Source organism: Roseovarius litorisediminis, assembly GCF_900172295.1.
GTDB lineage: Bacteria > Pseudomonadota > Alphaproteobacteria > Rhodobacterales > Rhodobacteraceae > Roseovarius > Roseovarius litorisediminis.
The window spans coordinates 125588-147014 of sequence record NZ_FWFL01000006.1 but is presented as its reverse complement, the minus strand read 5'-3'; the positions used below and the strand labels follow the sequence as shown (position 1 = coordinate 147014).

General features: G+C 56.3%; 16 protein-coding genes and 1 tRNA gene. 13 read left to right on the top strand and 4 right to left on the bottom strand.

The features are described from left to right. Positions 1-6: 6 nt before the first annotated feature. Both PEL8287_RS12690 and PEL8287_RS12685 read right to left on the bottom strand, forming a co-directional pair. A complete protein-coding gene (locus PEL8287_RS12690; RefSeq protein ID WP_085892791.1) occupies positions 7-2082 on the bottom strand; it encodes an oxidoreductase in 2076 nt (691 codons plus the stop codon). 50 nt (positions 2083-2132) lie between these two features. After that, positions 2133-4592, bottom strand: a complete 2460-nt coding sequence (locus PEL8287_RS12685; protein ID WP_085892790.1) for a GcvT family protein — start codon at positions 4590-4592, stop codon at positions 2133-2135. 539 nt (positions 4593-5131) lie between these two features. Here PEL8287_RS12685 and PEL8287_RS12680 point away from each other — a divergent pair. The 12 genes from PEL8287_RS12680 (at position 5132) to PEL8287_RS12620 (ending at position 18690) form a co-directional block, all read left to right on the top strand. After that, positions 5132-6253, top strand: a complete 1122-nt coding sequence (locus PEL8287_RS12680; RefSeq protein ID WP_085892789.1) for an ABC transporter substrate-binding protein — start codon at positions 5132-5134, stop codon at positions 6251-6253. A 188-nt stretch (positions 6254-6441) separates the two neighbouring features. Next, positions 6442-7311 carry an ABC transporter permease gene (locus PEL8287_RS12675; protein WP_370737924.1) on the top strand — a complete coding sequence of 290 codons (870 nt, stop codon included), beginning with the start codon at positions 6442-6444 and terminating at the stop codon, positions 7309-7311. Next, on the top strand, positions 7308-8132 hold the full coding sequence (locus PEL8287_RS12670) for an ABC transporter permease (RefSeq protein WP_085892787.1): 825 nt from the start codon (positions 7308-7310) through the stop codon (positions 8130-8132). Before PEL8287_RS12675 ends, PEL8287_RS12670 begins: the two co-directional genes overlap by 4 nt. Beyond that, positions 8129-9229 carry an ABC transporter ATP-binding protein gene (locus PEL8287_RS12665; protein ID WP_085892786.1) on the top strand — a complete coding sequence of 367 codons (1101 nt, stop codon included), beginning with the start codon at positions 8129-8131 and terminating at the stop codon, positions 9227-9229. Before PEL8287_RS12670 ends, PEL8287_RS12665 begins: the two co-directional genes overlap by 4 nt. 42 nt (positions 9230-9271) lie before the next feature. Beyond that, positions 9272-9943, top strand: coding sequence for a TetR family transcriptional regulator C-terminal domain-containing protein (locus tag PEL8287_RS12660; protein ID WP_085892785.1), 672 nt, complete (start codon positions 9272-9274; stop codon positions 9941-9943). 3 nt (positions 9944-9946) lie between these two features. Next, positions 9947-12028 carry an oxidoreductase gene (locus PEL8287_RS12655; RefSeq protein WP_085892784.1) on the top strand — a complete coding sequence of 694 codons (2082 nt, stop codon included), beginning with the start codon at positions 9947-9949 and terminating at the stop codon, positions 12026-12028. 16 nt (positions 12029-12044) lie between these two features. Then, positions 12045-12524, top strand: coding sequence for a hypothetical protein (locus PEL8287_RS12650; RefSeq protein WP_085892783.1), 480 nt, complete (start codon positions 12045-12047; stop codon positions 12522-12524). 199 nt (positions 12525-12723) lie between these two features. Continuing rightward, positions 12724-14685, top strand: coding sequence for an oxidoreductase (locus tag PEL8287_RS12640; protein WP_085892781.1), 1962 nt, complete (start codon positions 12724-12726; stop codon positions 14683-14685). Between the two features lie 32 nt (positions 14686-14717). Then, positions 14718-16091 carry an aminotransferase gene (locus PEL8287_RS12635; protein WP_085892943.1) on the top strand — a complete coding sequence of 458 codons (1374 nt, stop codon included), beginning with the start codon at positions 14718-14720 and terminating at the stop codon, positions 16089-16091. A gap of 95 nt (positions 16092-16186) precedes the next feature. Then, positions 16187-16552, top strand: a complete 366-nt coding sequence (locus tag PEL8287_RS12630; RefSeq protein WP_176228640.1) for a cupin domain-containing protein — start codon at positions 16187-16189, stop codon at positions 16550-16552. 73 nt (positions 16553-16625) lie between these two features. Next, a complete protein-coding gene (locus tag PEL8287_RS12625; protein WP_085892942.1) occupies positions 16626-17963 on the top strand; it encodes an ArgE/DapE family deacylase in 1338 nt (445 codons plus the stop codon). A 244-nt stretch (positions 17964-18207) separates the two neighbouring features. Beyond that, complete coding sequence (locus tag PEL8287_RS12620; RefSeq protein WP_139837793.1) at positions 18208-18690, top strand: hypothetical protein; 483 nt, start codon at positions 18208-18210, stop codon at positions 18688-18690. Between the two features lie 923 nt (positions 18691-19613). Here the strand turns inward: PEL8287_RS12620 and PEL8287_RS12610 are convergent. Together PEL8287_RS12610 and PEL8287_RS12605 are read right to left on the bottom strand one after the other, a co-directional pair. Further along, a tRNA-Gln gene (locus PEL8287_RS12610) sits at positions 19614-19688 on the bottom strand. A 142-nt stretch (positions 19689-19830) separates the two neighbouring features. After that, complete coding sequence (locus tag PEL8287_RS12605; protein WP_085892777.1) at positions 19831-20331, bottom strand: SH3 domain-containing protein; 501 nt, start codon at positions 20329-20331, stop codon at positions 19831-19833. A gap of 105 nt (positions 20332-20436) precedes the next feature. Between PEL8287_RS12605 and PEL8287_RS12600 the strand changes: the two genes are divergently transcribed. After that, positions 20437-21423 (top strand): 2-hydroxyacid dehydrogenase, encoded by a 987-nt coding sequence (locus tag PEL8287_RS12600; RefSeq protein WP_085892776.1) that lies wholly within the window; start codon positions 20437-20439, stop codon positions 21421-21423. The last annotated feature ends 4 nt before the right edge of the window (positions 21424-21427 follow it).

Below are 21427 nucleotides of genomic sequence, written 5' to 3'. Positions count from 1 at the left end.
AGACGGTCACCCCCCGAGTTCCAAATCGTATTTCACGGTTTTGAAAGGCACGCCATCCGGGTTAGCCTCGGTATCAAGCTCGCGGGCATAACGGTGGCCTTCGTAGACCGCCGCCGCGATGGTGGCTGGGCCGTAACAATCCCCAATACGGCGCAGGGATTTGATGCCGGCCGCGTCAAGTTTCTTCTGATCCGCAACCAGCGCGCCATAGAGTGCATCGTTGGGTAGGCGCATGGTCACCGGCACCAGCGCACCCGACCGCGCCAGCAGTTCACCGGTCACGAGGTTTTCCAGCTGAACACCCCCGCTGCCCAGTGACAATACGCTGTGGCGTGGCAGGATTTCCACACCCAGGCCGACCAGTCGTTTTTCGATATGTTCCTGCTCCAAAGAATGCTCGGTCCAGCTACTGACGCAAAGGCCCGGCGTCACCAGCGAGACCTGATAGCCTTCGCCCGCCAATAGTTCGGCCATCATGCTGCCCATGTAATAGTGGTCATCATCAAAGATCACGACGGATCCTTTTTCTGGGCGCTTGCCGTCCATGATGTCATCGGGGCTGAAGCTGTTGGAGGAGACCACCCCGGGGATCGGGTTCCTGATATGCCGCCCGATGCCATCCCGCCGCCAAGTGGCACCCGTGGCCAGCGCCACGTGATCGGCGCCGAATTCCAGCACCTGATCTGCGCTGAGTTCACTGTTGAGGTAAAGTTCGACATTCACCATGGGTGCTATTTGGCCCATGCGGTAATCCCGGACCCTCGCCCAGGCATTCAAATTTGGCATGGCGCTTTCCCGGGTGACCCGCCCACCGGCCTGCGCAGTGGCCTCGGCCAAGGTTACGCGGTAGCCGCGTTTGCCCAGTTGATGCGCGGCCTCAAGCCCCGCCGGACCGGCCCCGACCACCAGCACGTGCGAGTCCGTGCTTTTCGGGGCGATCTTTTCCGGGTGCCAGCCTTTGCGCCATTCCTCGCCCATGGTGGGGTTTTGAGTGCAGCGGATGGGGGCCGAGATATTGTTCCATGCGGCACAGATATTGCAGCCAATGCATTCGCGAATATCTTCGATGCGCCCTTCTTTGATCTTGTTGGGCAGGAACGGATCGGCGATCGATGGGCGAGCAGCACAGATCATGTCGACCAACCCGCGGCGGATGGCCGACACCATCGCGTCGGGTGAGGTATAGCGACCGACGGTGGAAACCGGTTTGCTGGTCACCTGTTTGACGAAGGCGATATATTCCTCCTGATAGCCCTCTGGCGCGAAGCGCGAGGTCATGGAGTCGTTTTCCCAATTGGAAACATTGACGTCCCACATGTGTGGAACTTCGGCCAGCATCTCGATCGCGTCACGGCCTTCGTGCTGCCATTCTAGACCATCTGGACCCATCATCTCATCCACCGCAAAACGGGCAATCACGCCCATGGTATCGCCAACTGCATCAAGCGTGTCTTCCAGAAGTTCGCGATAAAGCCGCAGGCGATTTTCAAGGCTGCCGCCATATTCATCACCGCGCTGGTTGTGCCGTCGTGACAGGAAATGCGATGGCATCGTGCCATCATGCCCGGCATAGACCACGACAATGTCGAACCCTGCGTCGCGGGCGCGCAGCGCGGCCTCGCGGTGCCAGCGGCGATAGGCACGGATATCGCTTAGGTCCATGGCGCGTGCCTGTACCGGGTGATCGCGCCATGAGACGGGACGGTGCATCGGACCGATGGGCACTTCGCGGCTGTAGATGTTGCCGCTGTCATGGCCATTGTGAACCAGTTCCACCGCTGCCAGCCCGCCATGTTTGTGCACTGCGTTCACCATGCCCGCCAGATAAGGCACATCCATGTCGCCCCAAAGCCGGGTTTCGGTAAAGGGTGTCACATCGCCGGTCGGGTGAAAATCGCACTGCTCGGTGGCTACGATGCCCCACCCGCCTTCGGCTTTCATGCCACGCATGGCGATCATGCTGTCGGGATACATACGGCCCATGCCATTGCAATGTGGCGCCTGCATGAACCGGTTGGGCGCCGTGACCGGGCCGATCTGAACCGGTTCGAACAGGATATCATAGCGGGGATCACGGGCCATTTCTTGGTTCCTTGCCAATGTGCGTTGGGGATCAGGCCTAGGCCCTGACCCTAACGTTTGATCTTTTCCATGCCAGGATCGTAGAGCGGTTTGAGCGAGGCGGTTGCGGGGATGCGAACACCAGCCACTTCAACCTCCCAACTGCCCGTGTTGACGGTCTCGGCGGTCAGGGGTTCGTCCGTTTCAGCAAACCCTATACCGACGGCCCCGCCCAGCGTGTGACCAAAGGCGCCGATCTGCATATACCCGACCTCTCGGTCGTTCAGATAGATCAGCTCGTTGCCGTAAAGCAGTGGTTCGGGGTCTTGCAGCAGAAATTGCAGCATCCGGGTTTTAGGCACGCCTTGCGCCCTGATCTCGGCCAGCGCGTCGCGACCGATGAATCCGCCAGGTTTGTCCAGTTTCACGGCGAAGCCAAGGCCAGCCTCTATCGGGTTGTCGGTGTTGTCGACATCTATCCCGAAGTCACGATACGCCTTTTCCAGCCGAAGAGAGCCGAGCGTCTGCATGCCGGCATCACGCACACCCAGATCGGCCCCGGCTTCCATCAACAAATCGTAAACCTGTACGGCATGGAGCGCGGGCACATGCAGCTCCCATCCCAGTTCACCGACAAATGTCACGCGCATCGCGAGGAGGTTGAAATAACCGACATCTATTTCCTGTGCGGTCATGAACCCGAACGCCTTGTCAGACAGATCGGCAAAGCTGACCCGCTGCATCAACTCGCGCGCGTTTGGCCCGTGGACATTGATTTGCGTAATGCCCGGCGTGATGTCAGTGATGGTGACGAATTCCTCGGCCCCGATATGGCGGCGCATCCTCATTTCGGTGTGGCCGTGGGAATTTTCGCCGACGACGACCAGGTATTTGTCCTGCTCAAGCCGGGTCACGGTCAGATCGGCTTCGAACCCGCCTTTTTCGTTGACCCAGGCGGTATAGACCACACGGCCCGGCTCTACATCGACCTCGTTACAGCTTAGCCGACCCATCAGGGCGCACGCATCACGGCCCTGCACCAGAAACTTCGACATCGAGGACATGTCCATCACGATCACTTCCTCGCGTGCGGCCCGGTGTTCCTCGGCGTGCCAGTTGAACCAGTTCTGCCGACTCCATGAATATTCCTTGATTTTCGCCTCTTCAGGTGTTGGCGCGAACCAGTCGGCCAGTTCCCAGCTATGGCTTTCACTGAAAAAAGCCCCTCTGGACTTGAGCCGATCATAAAGAGCCGAGCGTTTGACGTTGCGTGCGGTGTTGAAGCTTTCGTTGTGGCAATGCTGACCGAACATCTTTCCCAGAAGCTCGGGTCCCCTGTCGCGCCGGAAGGCACGGGTCGCTTCGTTCTTGGTAAATCGGTTGACGTTAATGCCGGTGACATCGATCGGCGGGATGCCATCCACGATCCAATGCGCCAGAACTTTGCCCGTGCCAGCTCCGTTCAGAATGCCCAGAGAATTCATACCGCAGGCGACAAAACAATTGCGCAGTTCCGGTGTCTCGCCGACCAGTGGGGCAAGGTCCGGGGTAAAGCTTTCCGGGCCGCAAAACAGTTTGCGCACGCCGATATCCAGCGTCGACGGTACGCGGCTATAGGCCAGCTCAAGATGCGGGCCAACACGGTCCCAGTCCGGCTCAATCTCACCAAACGAGAAATCGTCGGGGATGGCGTCCAGCTTCCAGGGCGCGGCCCCCGGTTCAAACAGGCCCAGCATCAGGCCGCCCATTTCCTCACGGTAATAAGTATAGGTTGAAGGGTCCTCAAGCACCGGCAAATCGCGGCTGAGGCCTTCGACATTCTCAGTGATCAGGTAATAATGTTCGGCGGCCTGAAGCGGCAGATTGATCCCTGCGGATGCCCCCAATTGGCGTGACCACATGCCACCGCAGATGACAACGTTTTCTGCCGTGATCGTCTGCCCGTCCACGGTACGCACACCGGTCGCGGTTCCGTTCCTGGCCATGATTTCGCTGACTGTCACACCTTCGAAGATCTTGGCCCCGCCCATGCGCGCGCCCTTGGCCAGCGACATGGTGACATCAACGGGGTTCGCGCGCCCATCTTCAGGGATATAGAAACCGGCCAAAACATCGCTCAGGTCGCCAATAGGGAACAGTTCCGCCGTTTCCTTGGGTGAAATTTCATAAATGTTGATCCCGTGGCGGCGCATGAAGGGGGCAAGCCGACGCATCTCATGCACGCGTTCTTCGTTGTTGGCGATCTGCAGGTAACCTACATCCCGAAAACCAGTCGACATACCGGTTTCCTTTTCCAGATTGGCATAAAGATCGCGGCCATGGGTGTAGATTTCGCATTCGGCTTCGGACTTCAGCAATCCCGCCACGATCAGACCCGCGGCGTGCCAGGTCGTGCCGCTGGTCAGTTGGTCGCGCTCCAGCACCACCACGTCTTTCATTCCCAATTTGGTCAGGTGGTAAGCGGTGTTACAACCGATCGATCCACCGCCAATGATGACGGTCTGGGCGTGGGTAGGAAGGGTTTCTGTCATATTTATCAGTCCTTTGGCACTTGTGCGCTGTTATCCGTCCAAATTGATCCAGGTGGTTTTTGCTTCCTGCATGAGCGTCGTTTCACACCCCCCACGACGTCTGCGATTTCGCGGTCTTCGAAATAAATGTGCATGACCTGTGTGGGCGTGTGCGATTTTAAAGAACGCCGGATCGCATTCCATCTTGGGCATACTCCTATTGGCGGGGTCGTTTCGTTCGATCCGAATAACGTATTGTTCCTGAGTCATTTCAGGGTTCCTGAGCCGTTGATGGAGCTGAATCACGCCAGACTGCTACAGGTGACTCAGGTGCCGGGTGTTTGTGACTGCACCAAATCCTGACTTGACTCGACTCATAAAGCAACCCAATCATCGAATGAACATTCAATTGATTGGCTGAACAGGTCACTTACATTAATTGATGTTTTGGCTGGGAAAAAGTAAGAAAAACACTTGGTTTTTGCTGAGTGTAAACATGTAGAAATCAAACAAAAGGGCTTTTCCCAAGCCAAATTGCCAACAAAAGGGAGACTGCAAATATGGACGTCGTTGATCAGTTAGGATCGCTTAAAGAAGGTAAGTTGAGCCGTCGGAAATTCACCAAATCGCTTCTGGCGGCGGGCATTGGGTTTGCGACAACTCCTCTGGCCACACGAATGGCCACCGCAGCAGCCGAAGACCAGGGCACATTCTTTACTTGGGGAGGGTATGACATCCCTGAACTGTTCGTGCCCTACAAGGAAAAGTACGGCGAACTTCCGAATTTTGCTACTTTTGGCGGCTCCGAAGAGGCGCTTACGAAAATGCGCGGTGGCTATGTCGTTGATGTTTCACACCCGTGCAATGCGGGCATTCCGCGCTGGATTGCTTCAGGCCTGTTCCAGCCCATCGATACGTCGCGCCTGTCGAACTGGGCTGACGTGATGCCCGAGCTTTACAACCTCAAAGGCAATATCGTGGATGGCAAGCCGTATCTTGCGCCGTTCGACTGGGGTCAGACCTCGATCACCTACCGCACCGATCTGTTTGAGCTGGAAGGCGAAGAATCCTGGGATATGCTTTGGGATGAGCGTTACAAAGGCCGACTTGGCAGTCTGGCATCGGGCGGCGACGCCTGGTGGTGTGGCGCGATCAAGGCCGGTGTCTCCATGGAGGATATCGCAACACCCGAAGCGTTTGAAAAAATCGCGGCTGTGATGCGTGCACAACGCCCGCTTATCCGTCTTTATACAGATGACACAACCACGCTGGAGCAGGCGCTCGCATCCGGAGAGATGGTTGCCGCGATGACCTGGAACAGCTCTGCAACGACCTTGAAGTCCGAAGGCGTTCCGGTGAAGTTTGCAGATCCCAAAGAGGGGGCGCTGACCTGGGTTTGCGGCCTTATGATCCACAAGGACGCGCCGAATCTGGATCGTGCCTATGACATCATCGATTCTCTTCTGAGCGTTGAAAGCGGTAAGTTCATGATCAATGACTACGGCTATGGCCATTCGAACAAAAAGTCGTTCGACGCCTTCGATGAGGAAACATTGAAGGGCCTCGGCCTAAGTAAAACCCCGACCGATATCCTGTCCGCCGGGCATTTCCAGATCCCGCAAACGCAGGAATGGGAAACCAAGATGAACGCTCTGTTTGAGGAAATCAAAGCGGGCTTCTGATCACCCTGACCCGGGCTGGATGAATTCTCTTGGGTTTTCCAGCCCGGACTTGAACAGCCCACCGGTCTCCACTTCGGTGGCCTTTTGAGCAAATCCTCACCGCGTCTAGATGGAGCACGGCTGACATGAGTGGAGAACGCGTCACCTCTGCCAACTCAGGTTTATCAAAGCCATCGGGAACCGGACGTCTGAGCGGGCTGCTGCAAAGATCCGAAGCCGCGAGGGGCATCTCTCTTCTTTCGCCTACGCTTCTGATCATGATCATCGGCGTTGCCATACCATTCGGTATACTCGTCGTGATGAGCTTCTGGACGCAGGTTGGCTTTGGTTTTGACACAAGCCTGACGCTTGCGAACTATCAGAATTTTGGCGAGCGCCCGATATATGGAGCACTGCTGACACGCTCGCTTTGGATGTCCGGCGCGGCCACCGTAGCGACTGTCTTGCTGTGTTATCCGATGGCTTACTTTGTCGCGTTTCACATTCATCGCAACAAGATGATCTGGATCGTCCTGATCACCCTGCCATTCTGGACCAGCTACCTTTTGAGGGTTTTCGCCTGGAAGGTGGTTCTGGGGTACGAAGGTGTGATCAACTCGGCACTGATGACACTTGGCCTGATCAAGACACCGCTTGAGTTTTTACTCTACAGCCAGTCGGCCGTCGTAATCACCTTGGCGCATGCTTGGGCTGCTTTCGCCATTCTGCCGATGTATGTGTCGCTTGAGAAGATCGACAAATCGCTGCTTGAGGCCGCGACGGACCTTGGCGATGGCCCTGTTTGGCGCTTTTTCAGGATCACATTACCGCTTTCCTTGCCGGGTGTGATCTCCGCAAGTTTACTGATCTTCATCCCAACGACCGGTGACTACATCACCCCGGCACTTCTGGGGGGTCCTGACGGGGCAATGATCGGCAATCTGATCCAGAAACAGTTTGGCGCGATCAACAACTGGCCGATGGGGGCGACGCTTTCGATCATCCTGATGCTGTCAATCGCCACGATTGCCCTTGTTTTCATGTTTGTTACCAATTTCGTCAGGAAGCGGATATCATGAGCTCAAAATCCTACATACGCCGCCCCAACCGGACATTGCAGATCTATGCGGCCATATTTCTGATCGTGCTTTACGTGCCGGTTCTGTTTCTTCCGCTGTTCAGCTTCAACGACTCGATCTATGTCAAATTCCCGCTCTCAGGGTTCACCACGCAATGGTATGTTGAATTGTTCCACCGCGAGCCGGTCTGGGCTGCATTAATGAACAGTGTCAAAGTCGGCGTCACCACATCGCTCATCGCGACCGGGTTTGGTGTGTTCGCTGCCAAGGCGATCACCCGCTATCGCATTCCGGGGCGCGGACCACTTGTAGGCTTCATAATGTTGCCGCTGGTCGTGCCCGGTATCATTTTCGGCGTCGCCCTTCTGGTATTGCTTAGTCAACTGGGCATTCCGCTGTCGCTTTACACCGTAACAATCGGGCATGTCATCGTCTGCCTGCCCTTTTCCATTGCTACCTTGATCCCAAGGTTCGAGGGCTTTGATCGGTCGATTGAAGAAGCCTCGGCCGATCTGGGTGAGAATGCCTGGTGGACCTTCTGGCGCGTGACATTTCCCATGGTCTTCCCCGGTATTCTGGCCAGCCTGCTTTTGACGTTCACGGTGTCTTTCGATGAATTCATCATGGCCTTTTTCCTCAGCGGCACCGACCCGACCTTGCCGATGTATATCTGGGGTCAATTGCGGTTTCCCAAGGAATTCCCCTCTATTCTGGCCATGGCGTCCATCATCCTGGTGGTCTCCTTCATACTTGTCTTCATCGGGCAATGGATCAACCGGGATGCACAAGCCAAAACCCTTGCAAATGAAGATAAAAAATGACGCAAAACGATGCCTATATCTCGATCCGGAACGTCAATAAATTCTTTGGTTCTTTCCAGGCAATCGATGACGTGTCGATTGACATTCACCAAGGAGAATTCTTCTCGCTCCTGGGGTCCTCGGGTTGTGGAAAAACCACACTGCTCAGGATGCTGGCGGGATTTGAAAGCCCCACTTCCGGCGAGATTTACATTGACGGCCAACCCATGTCGGACGTGCCGCCGCATCAACGTCCGGTCAATATGGTGTTCCAGAGCTATGCAATCTTTCCGCACCTGAATGTGCGCGACAACATTGCCTACGGGCTGCGCAAGCAAAAGCTGCCCAAGAACAAGCGCAACGAATTGGTCGACGAGATGCTGGAGCTGATCAAGCTGCCGGATTATGGCGACCGCAAAGCCAATCAGCTTTCAGGCGGTCAGCGCCAAAGGATCGCTTTGGCCCGGGCTTTGATCCTCAGACCCAAGGTTCTGCTGCTTGATGAACCTCTGGGAGCACTGGACAAGCAATTGCGCGAACAAATGCAACTGGAACTGCGCGCCCTTCAGAAAACGGTCGGCATCACCTTCGTGTTTGTGACACACGATCAGGAAGAAGCCCTGACCCTGTCGGACCGGATCGCTGTCATGGCCGAAGGTAGGGACCTGCAGGTTGATACGCCAACACGGCTATATGAAAACCCACTGACCCGAGAGGTGGCAAGCTTCATCGGCACGATGAATTTCTTTGATGGCAAGGTGACAGGCATCTCTGATGGCACTGCCGATGTTGACGTCAAAGGGATCGGAGAGGTGTCTACGACGAACTTCGGCCCGCGACTGCGCCCGGGTGAAGATGTCTGTATCGCAATCCGGCCTGAAAAGCTGAACCTGACCGAAAGTGAACCTCAGCAAATGGGTAACAAAGTTCAAGGCCTGATGGACAAGGCTGCCTATCTTGGTGAACGAAGCCACTATTACGTGGGACTGGACGGTATTTCGCATCCCGTCGCGATTTCAGCCCAGAACCGGCAGCGCGCTGAAGGGACACCAGAAGAAAAACGTACTGTCTGGATAAGTTGGGAAGACAATGCGTTTGTTGTTTTGGAGAAAGGGTAAATCGGTCGATCGTGACCTCACAACCAAATTTCAGGAAATTGAATGAACGACGTTTCCAAAGTAGCGAATAGTAACGGTAAGCAACCAAGAACCGCATCAAAAAAGGTGCGGCGCCAGCAGTTGATCGATGCAACCATCGAAAGCATCGCCAAATATGGGCTGACCGGAACAACCATGACGACAGTCACCCGCGAGGCTGGCCTGTCTTTAGGCCTGGCGAACTTTCATTTCTCGACCAAACAGAACTTGTTTGAGGAAACCCTTCGCTATCTGGCTGAAGAGCATCACCAGTTCTGGAAAGAGAGCTACGAAAAAGCCAACCTTGCCCCAGAGGCAAAACTTGAAGCAATTGTTGACGCTCACTTTCATCCCACCATCTGCAAACGCAAGAAAATCACTGTGTGGTATGGCTTTTTCGGAGAAGCAAAAGCACGCGCATCCTACCGCAAGCTGGTTGCTGATATTGACGCCGAGCGCTTTCACCTTTCGGCCCGTCTGTGCCGCGACATCATCAGAGAAGGTGGCTATAAAAACATTGACCCTGAAAATGTCGCGATGACACTTGAAGGTCTCTATGATGGCTTCTGGCTCAACATCCTGATCTATCCTAGGGAATTCACCCGTTTTCACGCCATGAGACGCATCAAGGAATACTTGGCGGGCCTGTTTCCCGAGCATTTTGAATACCCGCAACCACCTGATTGCAAAGATTGATCCATGCCAAGAGACCCGCGTTACGATATCCTGTTTGAACCGGTTAAGATCGGCCCGGTAACGGCGCCCAACCGGTTCTACCAGGTCCCCCATTGCACTGGCATGGGCTGGCTGCGCCCCCGGATGCTGGCTGAAATGCGCGGTATCAAAGCCGAGGGCGGCTGGGGTGTTGTCTGCACTGAATACAACTCGATCCACCCAAGTTCCGACGACTTGCCGCACCCGTCTGCGTCGCTCTGGGATGACAGAGATATTCGCGCGAACCGGCTGATGACCGAAAAGGTGCATGTGCACGGCGCGCTTGCCGGGGCCGAGCTTTGGTATGGCGGCATCCGGACCTCGAACATGATGACCCGCGAGGTCGCGCTGGAACTTGATAGTTTTCCCAACGCGGTCGGCAATCCGTTTCAATCCCGCGCAATGGACAAGACTGACATCAAGACCTTTCGCCACTGGCACAAGCGCGCTGCCCTTCGGGCGCGCGATGCAGGGTTTGACATCGTCTATGTTTACGCGACGCACGGCTACCTGATCTCGAACTTCCTCAACCCGCGCATAAATACCCGCAGTGACGAATATGGCGGTTCAATGGAAAACCGCACCCGGCTGGTGCGGGAACTTATCGAGGAAACCAAAGACGCCGTGGGGGACCGTTGTGCCGTTGCCGTGCGCTTTGCTGCCGACGAACGCATCGGTGAAGATGGCGTGCCGATCCACGGTGAGCGGCGCGACATGTTCGAAATGCTGGCCGAAATGCCCGACCTCTGGGATATCAATATCGCCGATTACTCGCTGGAGATGGGGGTGTCGCGCTTCGTCAAGGAAGCCCCGCTTGAGCCGTACATGGATTTTGTGAAATCCAAGACGACCAAACCGGTCGTCACCGTTGGCCGCTTCACTTCACCCGACACGATGCTCAGCCAGCTAAAGCGCGGGATCGTCGATTTTATAGGTGCGGCGCGGCCATCCATTGCCGACCCGTTCCTGCCAAAGAAAATCCAAGAAGGGCGTATCGATTCAATCCGCGAATGCATCGGCTGCAACGTTTGCTATTCGGGCGATTCAATTGGCGTGCCGATCCGCTGCACGCAAAACCCGACCATGGGCGAGGAATGGCGCAAGGGCTGGCACCCGGAAAAGATCGCCCCCAAGGGCTCGGACAGTTCTGTCCTGATCGTTGGCGCCGGTCCCGCCGGGTTGGAAGCGGCCCGAGCCCTTGGTGAACGCGGCTACCGCGTGACTCTGGCCGAGGCATCCCGCGATCTGGGAGGACGGGTTACCCGCGAATGTGCGCTGCCGGGGATGAGCGAATACGCCCGCGTGCGCAACTATCGCGAACAGGAACTGCTTGAGATGACCAATGTCGAGGTCTACCGCGAAAGCGCGTTGACCGTTGAGGATGTTATGGCTTTCGAGGCCGGCCACGTTGCCATAGCAACCGGCGCCATATGGCGCAAAGAGCGTTTCAACGGCGAGGCCTATGTATCGGTTGCCGCTTCCGGCACGAGCCCCGACATCCTGACACCCGATGACATCATGAATGGCCTGGTGCCCAAGGGTCCGGTGCTGGTCTATGATGAAGACGGCTATTATCTGGGCGGTGTAATCGCGGAAAAGTTGTGCCGGGAAGATCTGGACGTAGCCATCGCAACGCCTGCGGACAATATTTCAGACTGGGCCGGCAAGACATCTGAGCGCTGGCGCGTGCGCACCCACCTGATGAAACTGGGCGTCGAGACGATCGTTTCCCACAGCCTGCAAAGCTATGACGGCGATACCGCAATCCTGACCTGTAAATATTCAGGTCAGGAAAAACCGCTTGTCGCCCGCTCGGTGGTCATGGTCACCCAGCGACGCCCCAACGACGCACTCTACCACGAGCTTCTGGCCAAGGTGGATGGGCAGACCGAGAAACTTCCCTTTACCCTGAAACGGATCGGTGACTGTGAAGCCCCCGCCATCATCGCAGCAGCCACCTATGCAGGCCACAAATACGCCCGCGAACTGGACGCGGAGGTTGACGCTGACGAACCTCTGAAACACGACCGGATCGATGTCGGCGATATGCCGCCCGACATGGGCTAGATCAAGGACGCCACGCATGACACCAGCCCCGACACAGGCATATCTCAATACGCTCCTTCTTTATTATGAAGAGGAAATAGAGGGTGAGGCCTTTTTCAACGGCCTCGCAGAGTGGTCGGAACACCCCAGCCAGCGGGAAAAGTTGCACCTGTTGGCGGCGGTTGAAGACCACGCCGCCAAGGTGACCTTGCCGCTGATCCGCAAACATGGCCTGATCCCCAGATGCGAAGACGACCTGTTCCGGTCTGGCCGCAAAATGGCGCGGAAAGCTGCGAAACCATGGGGTGCACTTCTTGCAGAGTTTGCGCGCGTCTTTCCGGGCTATATCGAAGACTTCCAGCGACTTGAGGCAATGGCCCCGCCAGAGGACCTCCCGCGTCTGAAACTGTTGACCGAACACGAGGTCGCGGCCGTTGAGTTTCTGAATTTGGAAATATCCGGCGAAAAGAACAGCGTCGAACCGATGATGAACTATCTGAGGATGGACATCGAGTGAACCGACCCCGGATAATCCTGATGGCAATTGTTGCGTTCGCTTGGGCGGGCGGCTTGATTTGGATGAAAACATCCACCAGTGCACACGATCAGCCATCTGCCATTACAGTAACCGAGGAGTGCAATTCCTGTACGGCGCGGCACCAGAACCTGTCGCGGTTGCGTGACGCGCGAAACTCGAACGAAAAACGGCACGAGTAATGGCACGCGCTTTCGAAAACCTGTTCTCACCATTGTCGGTTGGACCAACGACGCTGCAAAACCGCATTTTCTCGACCGGGCACATGACCGTCTTGCTGAAAGACGGCCAGCCCAGCGATGCCATGGTGGCCTACCACAAAGCCCGCGCCGAAGGGGGAGTTGGGCTGATCATCGTTGAAGCGGCACGCGCGCATGTCTCTGGTGACAGCGGTCGACCGGCCATCCGCGCCTTTGAGGACGCCTGCATTCCAGGCTACCGTCGCATTGCCGAGGCCTGCCATCCTTTCGGCTGCAAGGTCTTTGCCCAGTTGTCACACCCAGGGCGTGAAATGCCCCTGGCGGCTGACGGCACACTGGCCGTAGCAGTGGCCCCTTCAGCGATTCCGAACGAGCGGTTTCATGTCATGCCCCGTGAAATGCCGGCCGCATTGATCAAGGATATTGTTGCCGGATTTGAGTCAGCGGCCGGGCGCATCCAACAGGCCGGATTGGATGGGATCGAGGTTGTTGCCTCGCACGGTTACCTGATCGCCCAATTCTTCAACCCTCGCGTCAATGTCCGGTCAGATGAATACGGTGGCAGTTTCGACAATCGATTGCGTTTTGCCCGCGAGGTGCTGACCGCGGTACGCCGGGGCGCGGGACAGGATTTGACTATCGGCATGCGTTTGTCTGGCGAAGAGAAAGACCATGTTGGACTGCAAAGCGCAGAATTCCTTGAGATTGCAGAAGCCTTGGCCAATGACGGCGTTCTTGACTACCTGAACGTGACCGCAGGCACATCGGCGGGGCTGGCCGGGTCGGTCCATATCGTTCCCCCGATGGCGATCGAAACGGCCTATACGGCACCCCTGGCAGCAGCCATTCGCGCGCGAACTGAAATCCCGGTATTCGTGGCAGGCAGGATCAATCAGCCCCAGATCGCCGAGGAAATTCTGGCCAGCGGGCAGGCTGACATGTGCGGCATGACCCGGGCCATGATCGCTGATCCAGAAATGCCCGCCAAGACAAGCGCAGGAAAGGCTGATACCATCCGCGCCTGTGTGGCCTGCAACCAGGCCTGTATTGGCCATATGCTGAACGGCTATCCGATCTCGTGCATTCAACACCCCGAAACCGGGCGCGAGCTGGAGTTCTATCCTCGCAAACCGGCAAAATCTTCGCGTCAGATCATGGTTGTCGGCGGTGGGCCGGCGGGGATGAAGGCCGCTGCGGTCGCGGCAGAGCGTGGACACGAGGTAGCGCTCTACGAAGCGTCTGACCAGTTGGGCGGCCAGATCGGGCTTGCGCAACTTCTCCCCGGGCGGGCCGAGTTCGGCGGTGTCACCCAAAACCTTGCCCGTGAGATGTCCGCAGCAGGCGTTGAAGTTCATCTGAACCGTGAAGTGACACCAGATCTGATAGAAGGTGTCGCACCGGACGTACTGATCCTTGCCACTGGGGCTACGCTGTTCACCCCGCATTTGGAAGGCAGCGACGAAGCCCATGTCGTGACCGCCTGGCAGGTGCTGCAAGGCGAGGCCAATGTCGGTAGTCGAGTTGCAATTACAGACTGGCGTTGCGACTGGGTCGGGCTGGGTCTGGCCGAACGGCTGGCCCGCGACGGATGCCATGTACGCCTTGCGGTAAATGGTACAATGGCCGGTCAGTTGATCCCGCAATATGCGCGCGACAAATGGTTGGGCGACCTGCACCGGCTTGGGGTCGAGATCATCCCCTATGCCCGGTTTTTTGGGGCAGACAATGACTGCGCCTATTTCCAGCACACCCTGAGCGGGGAACCCATCGTGCTTGAAGGCATTGATACCGTCGTCACGGCGCTTGGCAACAGGCCGGATACTTCGCTTGCCGACAGCCTCGGGGAGTGGAGCGGCGAAAATCATATGATCGGCGACTGCCTTTGCCCCAGAACCGTAGAAGAGGCCGTTCTCGAAGGGCTTCGCGTCGGAACACAAATATGAACGGCCACTGGCCGGAGAAAGGACCGAAAACCATGGCAACGGAACACACCGAAGCGACCATAAAAATTCAGGCTAAAGACCGGCACTTTATGCACCCGTGGGAAGACGTCACCGCCATTGGCTCTGAGGCACGGACAGTCATTGCCAAAGCTGAGGGGATCTACATCACCGACAGCGATGGCAATCGGCTGATTGATGGCCCCGGTGGAATGTGGTGCGTGAATGTCGGCCATGGCCGTGAAGAGATCGTCGAAGCGGTCGCCGCGCAAATGCGGGATCTGAGCTATTTTTCACCCTGGTCAGCCACAGCCGCACCTGCAGCTATCCTTGCCGAAAGGTTGGCCGCCCTTGCCCCCGGCGATCTCAACAACGTGTTTTTCACCACCGGCGGATCGACGGCTGTCGACTCGGCGCTTCGCTTCGTATTTTTCTACAACAATTGCCTTGGCCGCCCTGAGAAAAAGCACATTATCTCGCGCGTCGGAGCCTATCACGGCAGCACCTACCTGTCCGCATCCTGTTCGGGTAAGATGCTGGAAAAGGCCAACATGGATATGGTCGAGGATCGGGTCCACCTGATCCAAAACCCCAATCCGGCCCTGCGCCCGGCCGGCATGTCGACCGAGGGTTTCTGCGACCAGAAAGTCGAGGATCTGGAGCGCAAGATCCTGGAACTGGGCGCCGACAAGGTTGCGGCCTTCATTGCCGAACCGGTTCTGGCATCTGGTGGAGTCATCATCCCGCCCGAAGGCTATTACCAGCGTTGCCATGAGGTGTGCCGCAAACATGATGTGCTCTTCATCGCCGATGAGGTGGTGACCGCATTTGGCCGTCTTGGCCATTACTTTGCCAGCAAAGATGTCTTTGGGGTCGAGCCTGATATGCTGACCACGGCCAAGGGGCTGACCTCAGGCTATGTGCCGATGGGGGCCTTGTTCATATCTGATCGACTGATGGTGGACATCAAGGCGGCGGGGAATGAGTCAAAAGGGTTTTTCAGCGGCTTCACCTATTCGGGCCATCCGGTTGCAGCGGCGGCGGCGCTTGCGAACCTCGACATATTCGAACGCGACGCGCTGCTTGATCACGTCCACAACGTGGCGCCCCATTTTGAAAAACGCCTGCAGGAACTTGCCGATCTGCCGATGGTCCGGGACATTAGGGTGAAAGGCCTGATGGCCGGGGTCGAATGTTGCCTTGATCCGGATAAACCGGACAATGAGCGCGACATGAACTTTCTGTTAGAGGTCGATGACATTTGCCAGGAAAACGGTCTTTTGCTGCGTCCGGTATATTCTTCGGCCGTCCTGTCACCGCCATTGACGATAACCACCAAACAGATTGACACGTTGGTCGGCATTCTGCGGCTCGGATTGGAGACCGCATGGAAAAAATACAAGGCCTGATCCGGGATAAAGACATCCCACCCGATCATGTTTCAAGGGATATAGGCGCACCGTCTCGATATCGCCGCGCTATTTCACCCAACAGGAGAAGATTGATGACTGCAAGCACCTTCAGACTCACGCCCAATCCCGAGGGGATGACGCCGTCGGAATTTACCAATCCAAGCAGCTTCACAACCGGCGACAAGACCGAAATGAACCTGTTCGCCTACGCATCCGAAGATGAGAGGTTGTTGTCAGGCGTATGGGAATGTGCCCCCGCCCGCGAGGACTACCCGGACGGCTACCCGGTTCACGAGATGATGCACATCATTTCGGGGTCGGTGACGCTCACCCAACCGGACGGGCGATCCGAGACGTTCACTGCCGGTGATACCTTCTTCATTCCCAAAGGCAGCCCCTGCACGTGGGAAAATACCCAGACCATGCGAAAGTTCTACATGATTGCAGGGTTCGTCTGACAAAGCCCCGGTGATTGACGTGGTTGCCCTACTCTTCCAATATGACCCTTCGGAATCCGAAGGAGCGCACAGCATGTCCCCGACCAACCAGGCTTCAAGCTCCAACTTGACCGCCGCAACTGTTGATCTGATAGAAGCAGCCGTAGATGCTGGATTTGATGACCAGATACGATTTTTGGCAGATTTCGTTCGCATCCCCAGTCTGCGCTTCGAGGAAGGCCCCGCACAGGATTATATCGCTGCGGCACTGCGCGCACGCGGTTACAAGGTAGATGATTGGACAATCGATCTGTCCGATCTCGAGCATCTGGATGGCTTTGGTCAGATCCACGGCGATTTTTCCCGCGCGCGTAGCGTGGTGGGCAGCCACCATCCCAGAAAAACCAAGGGCCGCTCACTGATCCTGCAGGGCCATCTCGATGTGGTTCCCACGGGGCCTTCCGACATGTGGACCGACCCGCCCTTCGAGCCGGTAATACGCGATGGCTGGATGTATGGCCGTGGTGCGGGCGACATGAAGGCCGGAACCGCCGCCGCTCTTTTTGCGCTGGACGCTCTGGCGCGGGCCGGGTTTGAACCGGCGGCGATCCTGCATTTCCAGTCGGTGATCGAGGAAGAGAGCACCGGGCTCGGCGCTTTATCCACTTTGCAACGCGGATACAGGGCGGATGTGGCGGTTTTGCCGGAACCGTCGGACTTTCAGATTAATCGTGCCCAGATCGGCGTACTCTGGTTCCGTCTGCGGGTGCGTGGGCGGCCTGTGCATGTGGCTGTTGCAGGGGAAGGCTCGAACGCGATCATGGCCAGCTATGACGTAGTCCGAGCGCTTCAGGAGCTGGAGACAGAATGGAACGCGCGCGCCGCCAAACACCCTGTCTACAAGGACGTGCGGCACCCACTAAACTTCAACGCGGGCAAGATCCGGGGCGGCGACTGGGCATCAAGCGTCCCTGCCTGGTGTGATGTGGATTGCCGCATGGGGGTTTTGCCTGGTCAGGATCTGGAGACGGCGAAAGCCGAGATCGCCGCCTGTGTCGCGGCTGCATCCCGCGATCATCCCTTCCTGTCCAACAACCCGCCCGAAGTGATCTGGAACGGGTTTCAGGCCGAAGGGTATGTGTTGGACGACACCGCTGACCCCCCGCTCGCAGTTATGCAAGGAGCCTACGAGAAGGTCTTTGGGGCAGGCCAGAAAATGAAAGAGAACAAGATGACCGCGCTGACCGACACGCGCTTCTATGGGCTTTACTATGGTGTGCCTGCCTTCTGCATCGGGCCGCGGGCAGAAAACATCCATGGCTTCGACGAACGGGTTGAACTTGACTCCATCCGCAAGCTTACGGTGCTTCTTGCGCTGTTCATTGCGGAGTGGTGCGGACTGAATGAAACTCCCACTGCCCTAGCCCCCTAAACTGTCCCATGAGCGCTGACGTCAGACAGTTTGTATAGATGCCTGCTTTTTCTCGGTTTTATTCTGGGGGAATATATAATTCTTACAAAGGCATATCTAATGCCCCGTAGACTTCGCAAGGGGATGCTTGTCTGGTAGGCCCGATAGTGACGCCCATCCAGTATCAAAACCTAGACGTAGCTTTCTTGCATTCAACAACTACAAACGGTTCACTGTCGTTAAACTATTAACGCTGGGGTCTATCGTGAAATTCATTAAGTCTATTTCCAAATTACTGGTCGTAATTCTGCTGATATTATCGGTCACTTTGAATGTTAGCATGTTCGTTGGTGGAGCATTCTACCAAGTGGCATCGTCTGCATTCAGAGCGGTCACTGGGATCAGAACTGTCGCGCTGCAGCATGCGGATGAAGTGGCATCATTAACCACGGATTTAGCGGAGCAGCGGACAGCTAAAAAACAGCTGCGTGGCGAACTGGCGGACGCCACAACCGACTTGTCCTCAGAGCGTGCAACAACCAGAAAACTCCGTGGCGAGTTGGCTGATACCACTACGAAATTGTCTCTAGAACGCAGCGCCACGAAAAAGCTTCGATCGGAACTTTCCGATGCTTCGGCTGGTCTCGTAACATTCAGAGGGAAGAAGGTGGCCATTAAGGAAGCTGTCGATTCTACTGCAGAACGGATAACTGCCCCAGTTTCTGACCTTGGCTGGGTAAGCCGATGAAAGGGATCACCCCGCTGGGTTTCCTACCACCCCAGCCTACTTCCTTAGACATTGTGGAATAAGGGCCTCAGGGCCTCTCCAGGGCCCAAAAAGCCCCCGTTAATACCCCCAGCATTCCAGACCGTGTTTAGGACCATCCAGGGCCTAGAGTGCTCCCTGCTGGAACCCTCTGTGCTTACCCCCCTGCCATAAAAACCCCTCTAAGGGAAAGAGCTCCTATAAAGGGGATATGCGTGTCGCTCGGCGGATGTCTTTGACGACCTTCTCGCCGTGGCTCTTACGTGTTCCGGATGTCTGTCTCATCTCCACTCCTTGGTGTTTACGATGAGCCAGAAATCCTCCCTTATCAATTAGCCCCAATTTGGCCCGTTGGCGCTGACGTCAGACAGTCCGACGATTTTTCCGGCTTGGGCACGGGTTTCAGCTTCGGTTTGGGCTCGGTGGCCTGAATGGTGATCTTTGTTTTACTGTCGCGAAGATGCGCGGAAAGCGGTTGCACATGGACCTGCTTGCCGGCCTGGAGTTTGGCCCAATAACCTCTCAGGTGTCGGAATGTCATTGCGGCGACAGATCTTGGCCAATCCCTGATCGGAGATTCCAAACTCTTTCGCCAACACTGTCATGGGTTTGGACCACACGAGGTCGTACAGTTCGGACGGACTGAGGTTTTGGCTTTTTAACATTTGGGTCTCTGCAATGTAGATTTCGGCCCGGTGCAATTATTCCGATGCAATTGCACTCTGGCAAACAACCGGACTGGCCGCAAACTCGTACCGTGGGAATTCCAAACAGAGACTCGAGGCCATTTCAGGCTCCATTTCGGCGTGAATCGGAGTCTCTGTCACGTACCGGCATTCGTAACCCGCAGACACGTCGCGAGAAAACCTTTAAAGGTATTTTGTTGTTTAATTTCAATAAGTTGTTGGCTGGGGTGGTAGGATTCGAACCTACGATCTCCTGTACCAAAAACAGTTGCCCTACCGCTAGGCCACACCCCAATAGTGACGCGCTAATTACTCTGGTCATGGCAAGGGTTCAAGAGCAGAAAGGTAAAAAATTTTCCACAATTGGATTGCCCATCAATTTAGACGGCTGCAGCGATCTTTGGGGCACCATTTGAAGATTTTTGCAGGGTCTGTGTCAGTCTAATATTTCGGTGGGCCCGACGCCCCACAGGTTTGCTTTGACCGCCCAGCCTTTGTATCCGTCGGCAGACAGGCGGCACCAGTCGATGTCGCATTTTTCTACCCGGGCAATTACACCGAGTTCAAGGCGCGCTACAGGGATAGCGCCCTGTTCTGGTTTTGATAGCAAGTTCAGCATGTCTTTTTCCACAAGGACTGTCCGGACACCTGACAATAGCGAGTAGTGCACCCAGCCCCCCGCGCCCTCGCGGTCACGTACGCGCCGCCAGTGGCCGTGTTCTGCTGTGATTTCCAGTGGTACGTCCTTGCGCTTGAAAACCCAGTCGATGCGGTGGGTCATACTGGGCCCCCTGCGCACATTGCCTTCGTTGGCTTTCATCGAAACAAACCGGGGCAAGGGCAGGTTCGTGACAGGCCCTTTTTCCTGTGCCCAAACCTGAGATGACAGGGTCAACCCCACTGCCAAGGCGCAAGAAATGACTGATTTAGGGTTCATGGTCCGATTTCTGCTCAACAATATGTAAGGGGTTCTTGTGCCCCGATCATTCCTGCGCCACTCTGGCAGCAACGCGCATAAATTGGAAGAACGAGGAGGGGCTAAATGTCATCTACCCGCTTGAGTGTTGTTGTTACGCGACGGTTGCCTGAAACGGTCGAGAAACGGTTAAGCGAGCTGTTTGATGTTCAGTTGCGCGAGGATGATCAGCCGATGTCTCGCCATGAACTTGTCCAAGCTGTGAAACAGGCAGACGTTTTAGTGCCGACGCTGAGTGATCGAATCGATGCCACTCTGATCGCGCAGGCGGGTGATCAGCTGAAATTGATTGCAAACTACGGCGCTGGTGTGGACCACATTGATGTCCAGACGGCCCGTCAGCATGGTATTCTCGTTTCTAACACGCCGGGCGTCTCTGCGGATGATACGGCGGACATGACCATGGCGTTGGTACTTGCCGTGACCCGGCGGATACCTGAAGGTCTGGCTGTCATGCAATCGGGAGACTGGGAAGGCTGGTCACCGACGGCATTGCTGGGGGGGCGTGTGGCAGGGCGGCGCCTGGGAATTCTGGGTATGGGGCGGATCGGGCAGGCCGTGGCGCGCCGTGCTGCGGCGTTCGGAATGCAGGTTCATTATCACAACCGCCATCGATTGCGTTCTGAAATTGAAGATGAACTGGACGCCACATATTGGGAAAGCCTGGATCAGATGGTGGCGCGCATGGATGTGATCAGTGTGAACTGCCCGCATACCCCGTCAACGTTTCACCTGATGAATGCCCGACGCCTGAAGCTGATGAAACTCGATGCGGTGATTGTGAATACATCGCGTGGCGAGGTGATTGATGAAAACGCACTGACCAGGATGCTGCGCACGCATGAGATCGCGGGCGCGGGCCTTGATGTTTATGAGAATGGCAGCGAGGTAAATCCACGTCTTCGTGAGCTCAAGAATGTTGTGCTGTTGCCGCACATGGGATCGGCAACCACCGAGGGCCGTATCGAAATGGGCGAGAAGGTGATCGTGAATATCAAGACGTTCGACGACGGTCATCGCCCGCCTGATCAGGTCGTACCGGCAATGCTGTAGCTGC